This is a genomic window from Serratia sp. BW106 (assembly GCF_002607755.1).
Taxonomy (GTDB): Bacteria; Pseudomonadota; Gammaproteobacteria; order Enterobacterales; family Enterobacteriaceae; genus Serratia; species Serratia proteamaculans.
The window spans coordinates 222,834-240,296 of sequence record NZ_MCGS01000010.1 but is presented as its reverse complement, the minus strand read 5'-3'; the positions used below and the strand labels follow the sequence as shown (position 1 = coordinate 240,296).

The following is a 17,463-nucleotide window of genomic DNA, read 5'->3' as shown; positions in this document are numbered from 1 at the left end:
GCGAATGAGAAACCAACGATGAAACAGCAACAGTTACCGAAAGATTTTCTGTGGGGTGGCGCGGTCGCCGCGCACCAGGTTGAAGGCGGTTGGGATCAGGGCGGCAAAGGCCCAAGCATTGCTGACGTGCTGTCAGGCGGCGCACACGGTGTGGATCGCGTAATGACCGACGGCGTACTGGAAGGCTATCGCTACCCTAACCATGAAGCCGTGGATTTCTACGGCCGCTACAAACAGGATATCGCGCTGTTCGCCGAGATGGGCTTCAAATGCTTCCGCACCTCGATCGCCTGGACGCGCATCTTCCCTAAAGGTGATGAGCTGGAACCAAACGAAGCCGGTCTGCAATTCTATGACGATCTGTTCGATGAACTGCTGAAATACAATATCCAGCCGGTGATCACCCTGTCGCACTTCGAAATGCCCTATCACCTGGTGAAAGAGTATGGCGGCTGGAAAAACCGTCAGGTGGTCGATTTCTTCGTGCGTTTCAGCGAAGTGGTGCTGCGCCGCTATCAGCATAAAGTTAAATACTGGATGACCTTTAACGAGATCAACAACCAGAGCAACTACCAGTATCCACTGTTCGGCTACTGCTGCTCCGGCGTGGTGTACAGCGAAGAACAGAACCCGGAACAGACGCTGTATCAGGTGCTGCATCATCAGTTCGTTGCCAGCGCCCAGGTGGTGAAACTGGGTCACCAGATTAACCCGGAGTTCAAAATCGGTTGCATGCTGGCCTGCGTGCCCTTCTACCCGTTCTCCTGTAAGCCGGATGACGTGATGTACAGCGTTGAAGCCATGCACCAGCGTTATCTCTACACCGACGTTCAGGTGCGCGGTTACTATCCGTCGTACCTGCTGCGTGACTGGCAGCGCAAAGGCTTGCAGATCGAAATGCAGCCGCAGGATGAGCAAACCCTGCGTGAAGGCTGCGCGGATTACATCGGTTTCAGCTACTACATGAGTAATGCCCTGCAGGCCGATGCGGTGAGCAGCAGTGACCCGATGTTCGGTTTCCCCGGCAACGTGCCAAACCCACACGTTAAAGCCTCCGACTGGGGCTGGCAGATTGACCCGGTTGGTCTGCGTTATTCGCTGAACGTGCTGTACGAGCGTTACCAGAAGCCGCTGTTTATCGTTGAGAACGGCTTTGGCGCGTTCGATAAGGTCGAGGCCGACGGTCAAATCAACGATGACTACCGTATCGACTACCTGAGTGCGCATATCGAACAGATGAAAAAAGCGGTGATCGAAGACGGCGTGGATCTGATCGGTTACACCCCATGGGGCTGCATCGACTGCGTTTCCTTCACTACCGGTGAATACGGCAAGCGCTACGGCTTTATCTACGTCGACAAACACGACGATGGCACCGGCACCCTCGAGCGCTCGCGCAAAAAGAGCTTCGACTGGTACCGCCGCGTGATCGCCAGCAACGGCGAACAGCTTTAATCCCCATGATGTTCCCAAAGGGCGGATAATCCGCCCTTTCTCATTCTTATTACATAACCTCAGGTTATGCAAAACACCGCTAAATTTCACTTTATCGTAACACTCTGTCTTGCGAGACTCAGGTGAGGGAAAGCGATTTCCCCCTTCGTGCTGACATTAAATCAAAACAGATCAGCCCTCTGCACCCTGCCTACGCCATGAGGATTTCCGCATGAGCCAGATAGATGAACTCTACCAACGTAACTATGAGCGGCATCCGCCGGTCCTGGTGCCGGAATACAAAACCAGCGTGCTGCGCTCACCGAAAAATGCGCTGATCTCGCTGCAAAATTCACTGTCCGAAATCACCGGCCCGGTATTTGGCCAACATGAACTCGGCACGCTGGATAACGACCTGATCCTTAACTACGCCAAACAAGGCTTGCCGATCGGCGAGCGGATTATCGTGCACGGCTACGTTCGCGATGAAAACGGCCTGCCGATGCGCAATGCGCTGGTCGAGGTGTGGCAAGCCAACGCCGGTGGGCGCTATCGCCATAAAAAAGACCAGTATCTGGCCCCGATAGACCCCAACTTCGGCGGCTGCGGCCGGGTATTAACCGACGACAACGGCTATTACTTCTTCCGCACCATCAAGCCCGGCCCTTATCCCTGGCGCAACCGGGTCAATGACTGGCGCCCCGCCCATATTCACTTTTCGCTGTCCGGCGACGCCTTCGCCCAGCGGTTGATCACCCAGATGTATTTCGAAGGCGATCCGCTGATTGCCAGTTGCCCCATTGTGCGCGCGATCAAAAATGACGATGCGGTACGCACGCTGATCGCCGGTCTGGACAAAACCGCCTCGGTGCAGCTGGACAGCCTGGCCTATCGTTTCGATTTGGTGTTACGCGGTCACCGCGCCACCTTGTTTGAAAACCGCCTGCAGGGGAAAGCATGATGCCGCAAAACTATCTTCTGGAAACGCCGTCGCAAACCGCCGGCCCTTATGTACACATTGGCCTCGCGCCCCTGGCCGCCGGCTTCGAGATCTTTGAGAATAACTTCGGCCAGGTGCTGACCCAGCCGGAAACTCAGGGCCAGCGTATTACCCTGGAAGGTCAGGTGTTCGACGGCAGCGGCTCCCTGATCCGCGACGTGCTGCTGGAAATCTGGCAGGCCAACAGCCACGGCCGTTATAACCACCCGGGCGACCAACAACAACACAAACCGCTGGATGATGCCTTCCGGGGCTGGGGCCGCAGCTGTTCGGATTTTGAAACCGGCCTCTATCGCTTTGAAACCATCAAACCCGGCGCTGTCTGCGGCCGTGACGGCCGGATGATGGCACCGCACATTAACCTGTGGATCGTCGCACGCGGCATCAATATTGGTTTGCATACCCGGCTGTATTTCGCCGACGAGGATGCCGCTAACCAACAGGATCCGGTGTTGAACCTGATCGAACTGGAAGTGCGGCGTAAAACGCTGATTGCCCAGCCAGAACGCCGGGGTGATGAATTAGTGTATCGCTTTGACATTGTGGTTCAGGGTGAAAACGAAACGGTATTCTTCGACCTGTAAACTCCGCCTGTATGCGGCCGCAAAAATTCTGCATGCCAGTGCAAATATGCGGCCGCCATCACTTGTTACCTCCGGGGAAAACTCCCTACACTGAGGTATGAAAAAAGCCAATTTATTTATTCAACGCATGCGCTTACGCCACATCAACGGCTTTGTTGCCGTGGCGCAAGAACGGTCGCTAAGCCGCGCGGCCGATAAGCTGAGCCTGAGCCAACCGGCACTGTCCAAGACGCTGAGCGAGCTGGAAGCCTTAACTGGCAATCGCCTGCTGGTGCGTAACCGCCAGGGAACCCGGCTGACCGAACAAGGTGAGCAGTTTCTCGGTTATGCCACGCGGGTGCTGGAGGCACTGACCGCTGCCGGACACGCACTCGACAGGCTCGACGATGCCCCGGCGCGGGTATTGCGCATCGGGGCACTGCCAACCACCGCGCTGGGCATGCTGCCGCAGTCCATCGGCCAGTATCAGCAGGCCCACCCTCATTCACGTATTCAGGTGGTTACCGGTAAAAATACCGAATTGTTGGCACAGCTCAAGGCAGGTGAGATTGACGTCGCGATAGGCCGCATGGCCGATCCGGAAATGATGAGCGGGTTGGCTTTCGAACTGTTGCTGCTGGAGTCTCTGCTGATGGTGACGCGTCCGGGGCATCCGCTGTTAAGCGAAACCATCACTCTGGAGCGCGCACTGCATTATCCGGCCATTATTTCGCCAAAGGGCACGGTGCCACGCCACAATACCGAGAATCTGCTGTCGACCCAGGGTTTCAGCCTGCCCGGCCAGTATATTGAAACGCTGTCGGCCTCGCTGGCACGCCAAATGACGCTGCAGTTTGATTATGTGTGGTTTGTGCCATCCAGCGCGGTAAAAACCGATATCGCGGCCGGACAACTGATCCCGCTCCCCCTGCCGACCCAGGGTATGGAGGAAGCGGTAGGTATTCTGACCCGCAACGACGGTGAGTTGACTGAGGCGGTGCTGGCATTTATCGCCACGGTGCGGGGTATCGCGGGCGCGGCACGCTCCGCTTAGTCGGCCTCTCTGTCCTGCTCGGCAAAGACTTCTGCCGCCAGGTGAAACGCCGAGTTGGCCGCCGGCAGGCCACAGTACAGCGCACTTTGCATCAGCACTTCTTTAATTTCCTCACGAGTCACGCCGTTGTTCACTGCCGCCTTTAGGTGCATACGCAGCTCGGCTTCGCGGTTAAGGGCGATCAACATCGCAATGGTGATCAGGCTGCGGGTATGGCGCGCCAACCCCGGTCGGGTCCAGATCTCCCCCCAGGCATAGCGGCTGATAAAGTCCTGGAACTCTTCGTTTAACGGAGTGTGTTGGCTGAGGCTGCGATCTACATGGCTGTCTCCCAGCACCGCCCTGCGTACCTCAATCCCCTGTTGATACCGTTGTTCGTCATTCATACTGATTTACTCCTGAAATGGCTGCCGTGGCCTGTTCCAGTACCCGTCGGGTAAAGGTTTGGGCACTACCGAGGTACTGCTGGGGATCCAACAGGTTGGAAAGCTGCTGGGCAGATAAATGCGCCATAACCAGCGGATCGTCCAGCAACACCTCAGACAGTGTGAGCCGCTGCGCCAGCGCCAAGTGGCACTGTTTTTCGATATGCTGATGGGCCCGCTGGCGGCCAATAGCTTCGCCCAACGCCATGGTCACCGCCTCCGCCATGATCAAGCCGTGTGTTAACTTCAGGTTATATTCCATCTGTTGTGGGAACACCTGCAGCTCGGCAATCAACTCACCGGCCGTGTGCAAGGCCCCCGCCGTCAACATCACCAATTCTGGCAGGCTTTCCCACTCGGCGTGCCAACCGCCCAGACCGCGCTCGTGTTCCTGCACCATAGCGGCATACAGCCCGCCGACCAACGCAGGCACCCGATTGGCCGCCGCGAGGATCACCGCACAGGCCACCGGATTACGCTTGTGCGGCATGGTCGAAGAGCCACCGCGCCCAGCCGCGACCGGTTCGGCCACCTCTGCCACTTCGGTCTGCGTCAGCAAAGAGATATCGCGGGCCAGTTTGCCCAGCGTGCCGCTTAATCCGGCATACCAACCGGCAATCTCCAGCAGGCGATCGCGCTGACTGTGCCAGGGAGTATCTGCCGCGGTCAGTTGCAGCCTGGCTGCCAGCGCGGTCACCAGTGTCTCTCCCTGTTCGCCCAGCGACGCCAGGGTACCGGCGGCACCGCCCAACTGCAGTGCCAGTACGCGCGGCCGCATTTCATTCAACCGCTGCCGGTAGCGCAGCAAGGCATCCAGCGTACCGGCCAGCTTTAGCCCCAGCGTGGTGGGCAGTGCGTGCTGCATCCAGGTGCGGCCGACCAGTACAGAGTCCTGATGATGGGTAATTTGTTGTACCAGCGCCACGATCAGCCGGTCCAGGTCGTTCTGCGTCAAGGTGAGCGCCTGCCGCAGTTGCAGCACCAAACCGGTGTCGATGGCATCCTGACTGGTAGCGCCCCAGTGAACGTAGCGCGCGGCCTCGGCATCTTGCTGAGCCACTCGGCTGGTTAGCTGTTTCACCAGCGGGATCGCCAGATTACCGGCCTGTGCCGCCGCCTGAGCCAGGCTCAGCGCATCGAACAAATGGCTGTGGCAAACGGCGGCAATCTGTTGGCCGGCTTCGGCAGGAATGATCCCCAGCCCGGCCTGCGCCATGGCCAGCGCCGCTTCGAAATCCAGCATCCCCTGCAGGGTAGCGGCATCGCTAAAGCACGGGCTCACCGCTGAAGACCGCAGCAGCGGTGTCAGTAACTCCATATATCCTCCGGGCAAAGGGCTCATTTCCCGATGATGGCGCGACGCGGTTGGCAGCGTCAAGAACGATAACCGCTGCTCTGGGCGATTATCGAAACATTGAACGAATTTATTGATTTTTGTGATACCGGCCGGATTACATCATCTGAAAGGGAGAGCCGACATAGTTTTCCGCCAGCACCGTCATCGCGCTGCGCGACTTCACGGTGTATTGCAGCTCTGATAACTGTAAGCGTTGCTGGAATGCGCTGTCGTCATGATGGGTATGCAGCATGTTGGTCATCCACCAGGAGAAATGTTCCGCACGCCAGACGCGTTGCAGCGCGTCGTCACTGTAGCTGTCCAGCCGCCGCCAGCTTTTGTGACGGTAAAACGCCTCCAGCGCCTGAGACAACAGACAGACATCCGCCATCGCCAGATTCAGCCCCTTGGCCCCGGTTGGCGGCACAATATGTGCCGAGTCACCCGCCAGCAGCAGGCGTTTACAGCGCATGGGTTCGGTAACAAAACTGCGCATCCCGACCACGTTTTTCTGGAATATACGGCCCTTTTTCAGCGACCAGCCGTCGTGATTTTCTACCCGGCTCTCCAGTTCATTCCAGATACGATCATCCGACCATTGGTTGACGTTTTCCGTCGGGTCGCACTGGAAATACATGCGCTGGACGCCCGGCGAACGGGTGCTAATCAGCGCAAAACCGCGCGGGTGGCGGGCGTAGATCAGCTCATCGCTGGACGGCGGTGCCTCCACCAGAATGCCGAACCAGCCAAAGGGGTAGACCCGGGTGTAGTCCTGGCGCAGACCTCCGGGCATCGCCGCCCGACTGATACCGTGGAAACCGTCACAGCCAATGACAAAATCACATTCCAGGCGCTGCGGTTCACCGTCGAGACGGTAATGCACCTGCGGTCGTTCGCTATCCAACTCCTTCAGTTCCACCTGTTCCACCTCGAAATAGAGCTGGCCCTTCGCCGCCTGCCGCGCAGCAATCAGGTCTTTCAGCACCTCGTGCTGGGCATAAACGGTGATCGCCCGGTCGGTCAGTTCGGTCAGATCGATCCGGTGCTGTTGGCCGCCGAATGCCAGCCGGATGCCATGGTGCTGCGCCCCTTCTTTGCGCATGCGTTCACCCAATCCGGTTTGATTGAGTAAATCGACCGTTCCCTGTTCGAGCACCCCGGCGCGAATGGTCGACTCCACCGCCTGCTGGCTGCGCGTTTCCAATACCACCGACTCAATACCCTGCAGATGCAGCAGGTGCGACAGCATTAATCCGGCCGGGCCGGCACCAATAATCGCGATCTGTGTACGCATGGTTATCTCCTTATAGGGCTTTGTTGAGCGAACCGGACAGTGCCGTCGCTTTGGCAGAAAAGTGTTTGACTATCAACGCCAGTGCCGCCACCAGCGCCGGGATCGCCAGCAGGGTGAAAATGGTGCTGAACGACAGTTGCATTTGCATCAGCACCCCGCCGCTCATCGCGCCCAGGATGCCGCCGAAACGCCCCAGCCCCAGCATCCAGGCGACACCCGTCGCCCGCCCCTGGGTTGGATAGAACCCGGCGGCCAGCGCCGGCATGGAAGACTGCGCACCGTTCATGCAGGTACCGGCGATAAACACCGTCACCGCCATCAGTATCGGGTCGGTGTAAACGTAGCCAATGGCGCAGACGAACAGCCCGGTTAACAGATAGCCCACCGCCACCACCTTGTGCGGATTCATCCGGTCCATCAGCCAACCGATGATCAGCACGCCAATACCGCCACCCAGAGGAAATAGCGCGGTAATCAACGACGCCTGGCGAATGGAAGCACCGGTTTCACGGATCAACAGCGGCAACCAACTGGTCAGCAGATAAAAGATCATCAGCCCCATGAAATAGGTCAGGCACAGCATCAGGGTACCCAGCAGATAACGCGGGGAGAAAATCACCCCCAGCGCCGATTTGGCTTTAACCTGATCGGCTTCAGACAGGCTAAAGCGCAGCGGTTCGATTAACTTGAGCGGCGCAATACGTTTGAGTACGGCAGCAATCCGCTGCGCCGGGTAACCGCGTACCACCATAAAACGGGCCGATTCCGGCAGTGCGACGATCAGCACTACCGCCAGCAGCAGCGGCATCACGCCCCCCAGCACCATGACACTCTGCCAACCGAAGTGCGGTATCAGCCAGGCGGAAACGAAACCGCCCATCGACGACCCGAGCGGAAAGCCGCAGAACATCAGATTCACCAGCAGTGCCCGCTTACGTTCCGGCGCATATTCCGACATCAGGGTGGCGGCATTCGGCATCGCCGCCCCCAGCCCCAGACCGGTTAAAAAACGCAGTAGCGTCAGCATCGGCAGCGTGGTGGCAAACGCCGTCAACAGGCTGAAACCCCCAAACAGGAACAGCGACAGTACCAGCACTTTTTTGCGTCCAATGCGGTCCGCCAGCGGTCCGGCCGTGAGTGCTCCCACGGCCAACCCGACCAGGGCCGCACTCATCACCGGCCCCAGCGAGGTCTTCTCTATCCCCCAATCTTGCACCAGCGAGGTGGCGATAAAACCGATAATCGCGGTGTCGAAGCCGTCCAGTGCCACGGTGAGGAAACACAGTATCAGGATCATCCACTGGTAACGGGAAAAGGGGTTCTCATTAATAAACGACTGAATTTCTAGGGTGTTTGGCTGAGACATAGAGCGCTTCCTGGGTTGGCCTGGTGAAATAAACCCGGCGAGAACAGCCAGGCGTTTCCCTGGCAAATTCGCTAGTTGTGCGATTATCGAAACTTGGTTCGTTAATCGCCTATTCATCAAAGCATCACCCACAATAAGTTTCAATATTGTTAAATTAATTAGCGTGCGATAACCGAACGCGAAAAGACCCGCTTTACAAGAAAGGGTTTATTATCAGTTTGATAGTTTATTTTTTTGCCCATCGGCAAGGTGGGCATTCTGTGAGCCATTTAACATTGGTGAAACTATTTCGACGCTTATTCAACAGGGGAAAAATGCCGGTTCCCCTCATTCCTGTCTGAGGCCCCGGTTGTGCCTTATTCCCGGCAGCAATTTTGATTTATTAACCCGGAAATTGGGTTCGATTGAACAACTTGAAAGCGCATGCGACTGGACTAAGCTGAAACGGAAGAAAGCGAATAACAAAATAATAAAAATAGATTACTGACTGGGCAGGTAACCATGAGCAAAAGAGTGAATGGCGTTGTTTGCTGTCTGTTATTTCTGATTTCATCCCTGTGCTTTGGCGCTGAGCCGCGCCAGCTCGCCACCGATCAGGAAAAGGCCCGAACGGTTTATATATTTCACCAACCTATTGTCATGCTGCAGGCAAAGTTCGGCTTTACCACCCCGGAAGAACGTGTTTTACGGATCCGTAATACTTTGCGCTCTCTCACCGAAGAAGACATACACCAGCCGGTGCAGGTACATGTAATAAAACGCTATAACCAGCAGGGGCGGCTGTTCACCATTAATGGCAAGCCATTCATGTTATTAACCCAGGGAGACCTGGATGATGGCGATGATCTGACGCTGGACCAGGCTTCACTCAACGTGCTGGAACGAATCAATGCCCAGCGCACGGCACTGATAGAACAATACTCTACTGCTTACCTGGCGATTGCGGTAGCGAAGAGCGCAGCCGGAACCCTGGCGCTGGTGCTGGTATTTTACGCCGCGTTCAAATCCTGGCAGCGGGTTAAAAGGTTTTATGCCACCCGAATAGCGCTCAAGCGGGGGTGGATCCCGCAGAGCTGGCGCGTGCTGCTCGGGGCTTTTGAATCTCGCCTGTACGCCCTGCTAATGATATTGCTGAGTATTAGCGCCTTTTATATCTGGCTGAGTTGGCTCTTCCGGTTATTTCCCTGGACGCGTGTTTGGGGCGAGTCTCTGGGGGACTGGTCTATCAGCGTTATCCAGAAAGTCACCCTATCCATTGTTTCCGCCTTCCCTGGGCTGGCGATTGTCGCCATTATCTTTTTGCTGACGGGTTTTATTCTCAAACTGCTCAAGGTGCTGTTAAAACGCGTCGAGAGCGGAAGACTGGTTGTGCCAGGTTTACATCCCGAAACGGTTGGCGCCACACGTAAACTGATTTCGGTGATGGTCTGGCTGTTTGCCTTGTCGGCCGCCTATCCTTTTCTACCCGGTGCCGACTCTTTGGCCTTTAAAGGCGTCAGCGTGTTCTTTGGCTTGATGTTAACGCTCGGCTCGGCGGGATTAATGAATCACGCCATGAGTGGATTGGTACTGACTTATTCGCGCGCGCTGCGCAAAGGCGACGTGATCAGGATAGGCGACAACGAAGGGCTGGTCAGCGAAGTCGGGATGCTGGCCACCAAAATCCTCACCCGCGAAAATTATGTTGTCACCGTCCCCAATGCGGTGGTGGTCAGCGGTAAAATCACCAATCTCAGCGCACTGAACCCCGGCGAGGGTGTGAATCTCACCACCAGCGTGACGATTGGTTACGACACCCCATGGCGGCAGGTTCACGCAATGCTGGAACTGGCGGCAAAAAGAACCCGGGGCATCGACAGTCAGGTCCCCCCGCTGGTTCGCCAGCTCAATTTAATGGACTGGTACATCGCCTATGAACTGCAGGTCAGGCTCGGTGCAGGCGAATCACTGGCAACCGTCAAAAGTGAATTACATAGCCACATTCAGGACGTGTTCAATGAATTTAACGTCCAGATCATGTCACCGAATTTCGTGCTGCAACCCGAAAATGCCGTGATGGTCACCCGAGAAAATTGGTATACCGCCCCTGCGGTGCGACCGGATCAGCAGCCATGACAAAATTGAGTGTCCTGCTGGCTCTGCTTCCCGGCTTAGCCTTCCCCGCAGCCCTTCAGGCGGCAGGACTGATTGATGCGGAAGATGGCATGCTGGATATGGGCGAGTACATGAGCGATAGCCGCTACGGTTTTCTGCCGGTGCCGGTGGTAATCACCGAACCGGCCGTGGGGTATGGCGGCGGCCTGTTTGGGCTTTTTTTACATGACACCGGCCAACCCAATGAAACACCTCGCTCAGGCAGGCGCAGCGCGCCACCCGCAATCAGCGCCTTTGGCGGCGGGGCTACGCAAAATGGCACCTGGTTTGTCGGTGGCGGGCATCGACACACCTGGAATAATGACAGCATTCGCTATCTTGTGGCCGTAGGTTACGCAGATATCAATCTGGATATTTACACCGGCGATGTTGCCGGCTTTGGCGGCGGTCATGGGGTCAGCACCCAAACGAAAGGCTACGGCGGAACGCAGAAACTGTTGTTCCGCCTTGCCGAAACGCCTTTTTTTGTCGGCGGTTCGCAGTTTTACGCCAATACCCAAATTTCTGCTGATAAACCCTTTATCAGCCAGGCACTGCAACAGGTGCTGGGGGGTTCCAGTACCAGTTCCGGACTGGGCCTGGTGATGGAATATGACACTACGGACAACCTTTTCTACCCGCGCCATGGGCTATCGGCCTCCGCTGAATATCAGTTTTACACCGGCTTCCTGGGTGGCGATTACCGCTATGACACGCTGACCCTGGACGGGAAATATTTCCATCCGCTTGGCCGAAACTTCACCCTGGCGCTCGCCGGTAACTACCAGTCACTGTCAGATCACGAAAGCCATTTACCCCCCATGGCGCGCCCCTATATCAAACTCCGTGGCATCCCGAGCTATCGCTATCAGGGTGATTACGTTGCGGTGGGCCAAAGCCAATTAGAGTGGCAGGTGACACCGCGTTGGGTGGTGCAAGGGTTTGTCGGGGCCGGTAGCGCCAGTCGTGACAGCCAAACGTTGTTCGATAAGACTGAAGTGGCCTGGGGCGGCGGATTCCGCTACCTGATCGCGCGAAAATTTGGATTGCATACCGGGATCGATGTCGCCTTCAGCAACAGCGATCAGGCGCTCTATTTCAATGTCGGCTCTGGGCTTTAAGCCGGTCTTCTCTCGCTTGCCTAACGTGGAGGATCCAATAATGACAAATCACAGGGATTGCCAAACCAGCATCAAAAACATCTCACTCCGATATGCGAAACGAGTGGTTTTTCCTTTGCTGTTTTTATCGGGTACCGCATGGGGGGCAGCAGCCCCCGCCCCGGCCCAGAGTGACAGTACCTTTCCTATTTGGGGAGATGAAGCCCGCGCCCGCGGCTATAACATCCCGCTGCCGTTCGGCGTCAATCTCAGTTATATGAATATGCGCCAGAATATTGATGTCGACAGCATTACCTTTTCCGGTCTGAAACTGGGCAATCACCCGATTCCCAGCGATCTGTTCAATATTGATGTCGGACACACTCGCGAACGCAGCAAAAGCGAGAACCTGCGGCTGGATATGTGGGTCTTCCCCTTTTTGAATATTTATGGCCTGGTCGGGCACACCCGGGGATCATCGGTTTCTAACGTTTCTGTCGATGCCGACCCATCACAATACACCGGTGTCGACCGAATTATCGCCTCGGCGGTTCATCGCCTTAACCAAAATGGCGATCTCAGGGACATCGAGTTTGCCCTGGATTTTAAAGGCACTACCTGGGGCACCGGGTTTACTCTGGCGGGCGGCTATGAGAAATGGTTCGCACTGGTGGATACCAACTATACCCGCACGGATTTTGACATTCTCGATGGCAAAATTTCAGCCATCACGGTCTCGCCGCGCGTGGGTTATCGCTTTGATATGCCCGCCATCTCTGGTCCTTCCCACCTGAGCCTGTGGATAGGCAGCATGTATCAGGATGTGGATCAGGAGTTTAAAGGCAACCTCTCGGATTTACATATGCCGGCAGAACTTCAGCCGCTTATTGACACCGTGAATAAAGACAACGCCGGACGCTTTGATGTCAAACAGCATCTCACATCGCCGTGGAATACGCTGATTGGGGCGCAGTACGAACTCACGCAGAACTTTAACCTACTGGCCGAAGTCGGTTTCAATGAGCGAAACAGTTTTTTCCTGGCGGGTGAATATCGATTCTAATGAAGCGACCTGTGCTGTGGTTAGGCGGACTCTGTAGCCTGTTGACCTTATCCGTTAATGCGGAGTTGCTGACGCGTGAGTCCATCGATCAGTTTCTTGGCACCATGGGGGCAGACGATCAATACCACGCCGCTAAAGGGGTGAACTGGACGGTGCTGCCAGGGCCCTTTTATACGCCCGAGTTAAAGCTGGGATTGGGAACGGCGGTGGCCGGGCTTTATCGCGTCGATCCTAACGATAAGGTGACACAAAACTCCTCCATTTCATTCACCGGTTTTATCAGTACCAGCGGTGCACTGGGGCTTGGGCTAAATAACTACACTTTTTTTAGTGACGACCTGTGGCGGCTGTTTGTTGAAGGCTCGGTGGCAAAGATCCCTACGGAGTTCTGGGGCGTGGGCTACGATGCCGCGCAGGGATCGGGCCAGAAATATACCCAGGATTCGTTTAGCGTTCATCCGCAGGTTTTTTATCGTCTGGTAGATAATCTTTATGCCGGTGTTGGCTGGGACTTTTCTACCCTGGAGGCCAAAGTTGATGATCCGCAGCCTGGTGATAGCTTCTCTCGTTATACCGAGTCAACGTCACCGCTGAGTTCCGGCGCGACTTTCGCCCTTAATTACGACTCCCGCGACGCTATCACGCAGCCGAAAAACGGGCAGTATGCCAGCGTCCAATACAGCCTGTTTGATCCGTCGCTGGGCTCGGATACGCATTTCACCGCCCTGCAGCTGCAATACAATTACTATTTTCCGCTTAACGAGAATGACGTATTGGCGTTCGATGCCTGGGGACGTTTTGCCCGAGGAGAAGTTCCCTGGGATCGGCTTTCACAAGCCGGTGATGATCGTCGGTTACGCGGCTACTACCAGGGGCGTTACCGGGATAAAGATGTGGTGAGCACCCAGATTGAATACCGCAAAAAGCTCAACTGGCGGCACGGTTACGTGCTCTGGCTAGGCGCAGGTTCACTGGGTGCCAGCCCGGATAAAATGGGACAACACCCTATTCTTCCAACCCTTGGCGCAGGGTATCGTTTTGAAATTAAACCAGATATGAATTTGCGTCTCGATCTCGGCGTTGGCCGGGACAGCGCAGGGTTTTATTTCCAGGTCGCGGAGGCCTTTTAATGCGTGGTTATTTTCTCGCAGTGCTGCTGGGTATTACCTGTTTTGCCCATGCGCAACCGGGTGAGGCCGACATTTTACCTTTTGAGCAGGCAACTCGCGTTTGGCCCGTCGCGCAGAACCTTTCGCCGCCAGAATCGCTGCGCCCTTGCTGTGCATTTGGCTATAACCTTCAGGTGCGCGCGGCAGGCATTCCCATTCCGGTTTACCAGATTGGTAACGTGCTGTCGCTCAGCACTCTGGGTCACCATCATTACAATGACACTGCGCTGGGTGCAGTGAAGAATATCGTGGGTCTGAGCGATGAAGCCAACGGCCTGATCTATACGCGGCGCGGCGGCTTTATTGATATCGCCCACGTTCGTGATACTGCCGATAACACCTTTTATCTGTTCACCCGACTGTACCCACGGCTGGGTCGGGAATGGCGGTTGTTTTACAGTGAGGAATTGGGGCTCAGACGCGTTCAGTTTTACCCCTTTACCCCGCCGGCATCGAAGGTGGACCGCTATAATCTGGCGGCGTGGCTGGCCGGGCATCTGGCTTTTCAACTGGCACAGTGGCATGAGATCGCACAGTGGTATGGCTTCCAGTCTGTCCCCGGGTTTTCTGAGGAAATCTCTGCATTTTCACCGGAAGATCTCTACGCCAATCTGCTGGGGGCCAGGCTGGCCATCAATGTGATTTTGCAGGGGCATGCCGGTTCGGTAGAGAACTACAATCTGGCGATGGATAAGGCGCTTTCTCAGGCTTTAATTGGCCTTGAGGCGGTGAATCAGGCCGAAACCGAACGTCAGTTCCGCGAAGTCGACGGCGACTGGTGGAATAGCCAACGTCGGGTACCGGATAAATTTTTAGTGCTTAAACGCAATTACCATCTTGGCGAAAACCGAATGCCCACCGCGGTACCTTTCGAACAAGCCCTGCCGTACCGCCTGGCTATGCCGGCGAAAATAGCAGGGATGACGTTGAGCCGCCTTGGTGAGCTGCAAATCCACAAAGGAAACGATATGCGTGGCCTGCCTGCACCCACCACATTCTATCGCCCTGCACAGTTTGCCGCACTGGCAGAGCAAGCGCGTCTAGCCGACCAGGTTCAATTGCAGCGACTCAGCCAGTGAGGTCAAAGGCTTTTGGCGGTAACCTGGCCGGCCAACTTCGCCTGACGGTTAAAGCCCTTGGCACCCTTGATAAAAATGGCGCAGGCGGTGATCAGCGCCGGAATGGCGATAAGGGTAAAAATGCGATCGAACCCCCAGCCCAGCGCCAGCATTTCCGCTCCGGCGAAGGCGCTCAGAATGGCGCCGATACGCCCAACGCCGTGCATCCAACTGGAGCCGGTGGCCCGCGCCTCAGTCGGGTAATAATGAGCCGACAGCGCATTCATGCCGGTATTGGCGCCGTTCAGGCAAAAGCCGCAGGCTAATGCCAACACACCGAGCATCAAACTGCTGTGGGACGCCAGGCCGATCGACAACGTAAACGCGGCACCCAACAGGTAAATCACGCCCAGCGCCCGGTGAGGATTGACCCTATCCATCAACCAACCGGCAAACAGTGAGCCGAAGGTGCCGCCAGCCTGATACAACGCGGTAATCACCGCCGCCTGCGCCACGCTCATGCCAATACCTTTTACCAGCGTCGGTAACCAACTGCCCAACAGATAGACCAGAAACAGCGCCATGAAATAGCCCAGCCACAACATCAGGCTGCCAAATCGGTACTGCCGGGAGATCACAATCTGCATCGAGCCTTTGCCGGGTGCCACCCGCGGCGGCAGTGTGTAGTGGGTATTGGCGTCGGTACTGCCCGGGGCCAGCTTTTCCACTATCTTGCCAATGCGTTGCTTGCTGGCACGTTTGGTGACCAAAAATCGTACCGACTCCGGCAGTTTGGCGATCAACAACGGTACGCTCAACAGCGGCAGTATGCCCCCCAGCAACAACAATGCATGCCAACCCATCTGCGGAATGATCCACGAGGCAGCGAACCCGCCCAGCGCGGCACCGAAAGTAAAACCGCAAAACACCACGGTGATAATAAAAGAACGTTTCTTTTCCGGCGCATATTCAGAGATCAGCGTGCCGACGTTCGGCATCGCCGCCCCCAGCCCCAGCCCGGTCATAAATCGGAAGAAAATCATTTGATCAATAGTGTGCGAAAACGCAGTGACCAGCGTCCAGACACCAAAAAAGAACACGCTGTTGATGATGATCACTTTACGGCCCAGCCAGTCCGCCAGTGGCCCGGAAAACAGTGCGCCGAGGGTCAGGCCGACCAGCGCGGCGCTCATCACCATACCCAGTTGCTGATTGCTGACGCTCCACTCGCTTTTCAGCTCCGGCGCGATAAATCCCATCAGGGTAATGTCGAAGCCGTCGAGCGCAACCACGATAAAACCCAGCAAAATAATCAGTTTTTGGTAACCACACAGCGGACGATCGTTGATCAGCGTACGAACATCAATTTCGTTTGAAGCCACAATTTTTCCTTGGACAGACGCCAATAAGTGCAGATGTTCGATAATCGAACTGACAGTAAATTTCCCGCTTCTAATGTATGAACTCCGGTGCGGGTCGGCAACGGGGATTATCGATAATCTGGCGCCTATCGAACCTGACGGTACATTTACCCTCAATTAAAAAAACTGCCGCATCCGATCAACTCAAAACAATATGCTAACAAGCAAACCCGTAAAGCCCTTTATCACCCGGCCGGCAGTCCGTTGCCGGTGGGAAATAATGTTGTCGAATTGTGAGAAGGATCGTCTCGCCCCTCAGGTTATCGCCGCACAGGTTTACCGGTGAGCAATATGACGTCGTTCACAAAAGCCCGGCTATGGCGGATTGTATTGCCGTGTGACCCCGGTTACTCTTAACCGGTGTTCCCCTAAAGATAAGTGACTGATGTTTTGAAGAATGATGAGATCACTGCCACCAAACGCAAAAACGACCCCGTTGGCCTGAAGCAGCGTATTTTCGCTGCGGCGCTGACCGAGTTCGCCGAGGCCGGCCTGAAAGGCGCCCGCATGGAAAACATTGCCGAGCACGCGGCCACCACCAAACGCATGGTGGTTTATCACTTCAAGACCAAGGAATCACTCTACCTGGAGGTACTGGAACACGTATATCAGCACATCCGAGCGCACGAAATGGGGTTGGATCTGCAGGCATTACCGCCGGTGGCGGCCATGACCAGGCTGGTCGAGGAAAGCTTTAACTACCATGCGGAGCACCCCGACTTCATCCGGGTTATTTGCATGGAAAACATGATGCGCGGTCAGTATATCCGCCAGTCGCCACGTATTAAGGCATTGAATCAGAGCGCCCTGACCCTGCTGGAAGATATTTTGCAGCGCGGCAAGCAAGGGCGAGAGTTCACCCCGGACGCCAGCGCCACAGATGTGCATCGTTTGATCAGCAGCCTGTGTTTCCACTACGTCGCCAACCAGTACACCTTTAATACGCTGTTTGAAAACCATGAGCCGCAGGAAGATCAGGCTCGTCACATCCGTCGGTTAGCCGTCGTGGCAACCCTGCGTTATTTGGCTCTGTAAGCACGGCCCCTG

At 56.0% G+C, this 17,463-nt stretch carries 15 protein-coding genes; 10 read left to right on the top strand and 5 right to left on the bottom strand.

The features are described from left to right. Nucleotides 1-18: 18 nt before the first annotated feature. The 4 genes from BEI65_RS08860 to BEI65_RS08845 all read left to right on the top strand — a co-directional run bounded on the left by BEI65_RS08860 (nt 19) and on the right by BEI65_RS08845 (nt 4,051). Entirely contained in the window at nt 19-1,455 is a 1,437-nt protein-coding gene (locus BEI65_RS08860) for a 6-phospho-beta-glucosidase (protein WP_099063011.1), read from the top strand. 211 nt (nt 1,456-1,666) lie between these two features. Further along, nucleotides 1,667-2,395 (top strand): protocatechuate 3,4-dioxygenase subunit beta, encoded by a 729-nt coding sequence (gene pcaH / locus BEI65_RS08855; RefSeq protein WP_099063010.1) that lies wholly within the window; start codon nt 1,667-1,669, stop codon nt 2,393-2,395. Further along, nucleotides 2,395-3,018: a protocatechuate 3,4-dioxygenase subunit alpha gene (gene pcaG / locus BEI65_RS08850; RefSeq protein WP_099063050.1), complete on the top strand. Its 624-nt coding sequence runs from the start codon at nt 2,395-2,397 to the stop codon at nt 3,016-3,018. Before pcaH ends, pcaG begins: the two co-directional genes overlap by 1 nt. Before the next feature lie 97 nt (nt 3,019-3,115). Beyond that, the gene (locus BEI65_RS08845; protein ID WP_099063009.1) at nt 3,116-4,051 is read left to right on the top strand and encodes a LysR substrate-binding domain-containing protein; all 936 of its coding nucleotides are present in this window, start codon (nt 3,116-3,118) and stop codon (nt 4,049-4,051) included. Here BEI65_RS08845 and pcaC read toward each other — a convergent pair. From pcaC to BEI65_RS08825, 4 genes are all read right to left on the bottom strand, one after another. Next, complete coding sequence (gene pcaC, locus BEI65_RS08840; RefSeq protein ID WP_099063008.1) at nt 4,048-4,437, bottom strand: 4-carboxymuconolactone decarboxylase; 390 nt, start codon at nt 4,435-4,437, stop codon at nt 4,048-4,050. The two genes, BEI65_RS08845 and pcaC, sit on opposite strands and share 4 nt — an antisense overlap. Continuing rightward, on the bottom strand, nt 4,430-5,794 hold the full coding sequence (locus BEI65_RS08835) for a 3-carboxy-cis,cis-muconate cycloisomerase (RefSeq protein WP_099063007.1): 1,365 nt from the start codon (nt 5,792-5,794) through the stop codon (nt 4,430-4,432). The genes pcaC and BEI65_RS08835 overlap by 8 nt, the downstream gene beginning before the upstream one ends. A gap of 133 nt (nt 5,795-5,927) precedes the next feature. Beyond that, nucleotides 5,928-7,106 carry a 4-hydroxybenzoate 3-monooxygenase gene (locus BEI65_RS08830; protein ID WP_099063006.1) on the bottom strand — a complete coding sequence of 393 codons (1,179 nt, stop codon included), beginning with the start codon at nt 7,104-7,106 and terminating at the stop codon, nt 5,928-5,930. A 10-nt stretch (nt 7,107-7,116) separates the two neighbouring features. Beyond that, nucleotides 7,117-8,472, bottom strand: coding sequence for an MFS transporter (locus BEI65_RS08825; protein ID WP_099063005.1), 1,356 nt, complete (start codon nt 8,470-8,472; stop codon nt 7,117-7,119). A gap of 501 nt (nt 8,473-8,973) precedes the next feature. On the opposite strand from BEI65_RS08825, the gene BEI65_RS08820 reads away from it, so the two are divergent. Genes BEI65_RS08820 through BEI65_RS08800 form a run of 5 tightly spaced genes read left to right on the top strand, consistent with a single transcriptional unit; the run spans nt 8,974 to nt 15,016 of the window. Beyond that, nucleotides 8,974-10,587, top strand: coding sequence for a mechanosensitive ion channel family protein (locus BEI65_RS08820; RefSeq protein WP_099063004.1), 1,614 nt, complete (start codon nt 8,974-8,976; stop codon nt 10,585-10,587). Beyond that, nucleotides 10,584-11,726, top strand: coding sequence for a BamA/TamA family outer membrane protein (locus BEI65_RS08815; RefSeq protein WP_232519035.1), 1,143 nt, complete (start codon nt 10,584-10,586; stop codon nt 11,724-11,726). The genes BEI65_RS08820 and BEI65_RS08815 overlap by 4 nt, the downstream gene beginning before the upstream one ends. Nucleotides 11,727-11,766: 40 nt before the next feature. Next, on the top strand, nt 11,767-12,768 hold the full coding sequence (locus BEI65_RS08810; RefSeq protein WP_232519044.1) for a hypothetical protein: 1,002 nt from the start codon (nt 11,767-11,769) through the stop codon (nt 12,766-12,768). Next, a complete protein-coding gene (locus tag BEI65_RS08805) occupies nt 12,768-13,898 on the top strand; it encodes a BamA/TamA family outer membrane protein (RefSeq protein ID WP_099063003.1) in 1,131 nt (376 codons plus the stop codon). The genes BEI65_RS08810 and BEI65_RS08805 overlap by 1 nt, the downstream gene beginning before the upstream one ends. Beyond that, a complete protein-coding gene (locus BEI65_RS08800) occupies nt 13,898-15,016 on the top strand; it encodes a DUF4056 domain-containing protein (RefSeq protein ID WP_099063002.1) in 1,119 nt (372 codons plus the stop codon). Before BEI65_RS08805 ends, BEI65_RS08800 begins: the two co-directional genes overlap by 1 nt. 2 nt (nt 15,017-15,018) lie before the next feature. Here the strand turns inward: BEI65_RS08800 and BEI65_RS08795 are convergent, their stop codons facing one another. Continuing rightward, nucleotides 15,019-16,380 carry an MFS transporter gene (locus tag BEI65_RS08795; protein WP_369804754.1) on the bottom strand — a complete coding sequence of 454 codons (1,362 nt, stop codon included), beginning with the start codon at nt 16,378-16,380 and terminating at the stop codon, nt 15,019-15,021. A 414-nt stretch (nt 16,381-16,794) separates the two neighbouring features. Between BEI65_RS08795 and BEI65_RS08790 the strand changes: the two genes are divergently transcribed. Further along, the gene (locus BEI65_RS08790) at nt 16,795-17,451 is read left to right on the top strand and encodes a TetR family transcriptional regulator (protein ID WP_369804753.1); all 657 of its coding nucleotides are present in this window, start codon (nt 16,795-16,797) and stop codon (nt 17,449-17,451) included. Nucleotides 17,452-17,463: the final 12 nt, after the last annotated feature.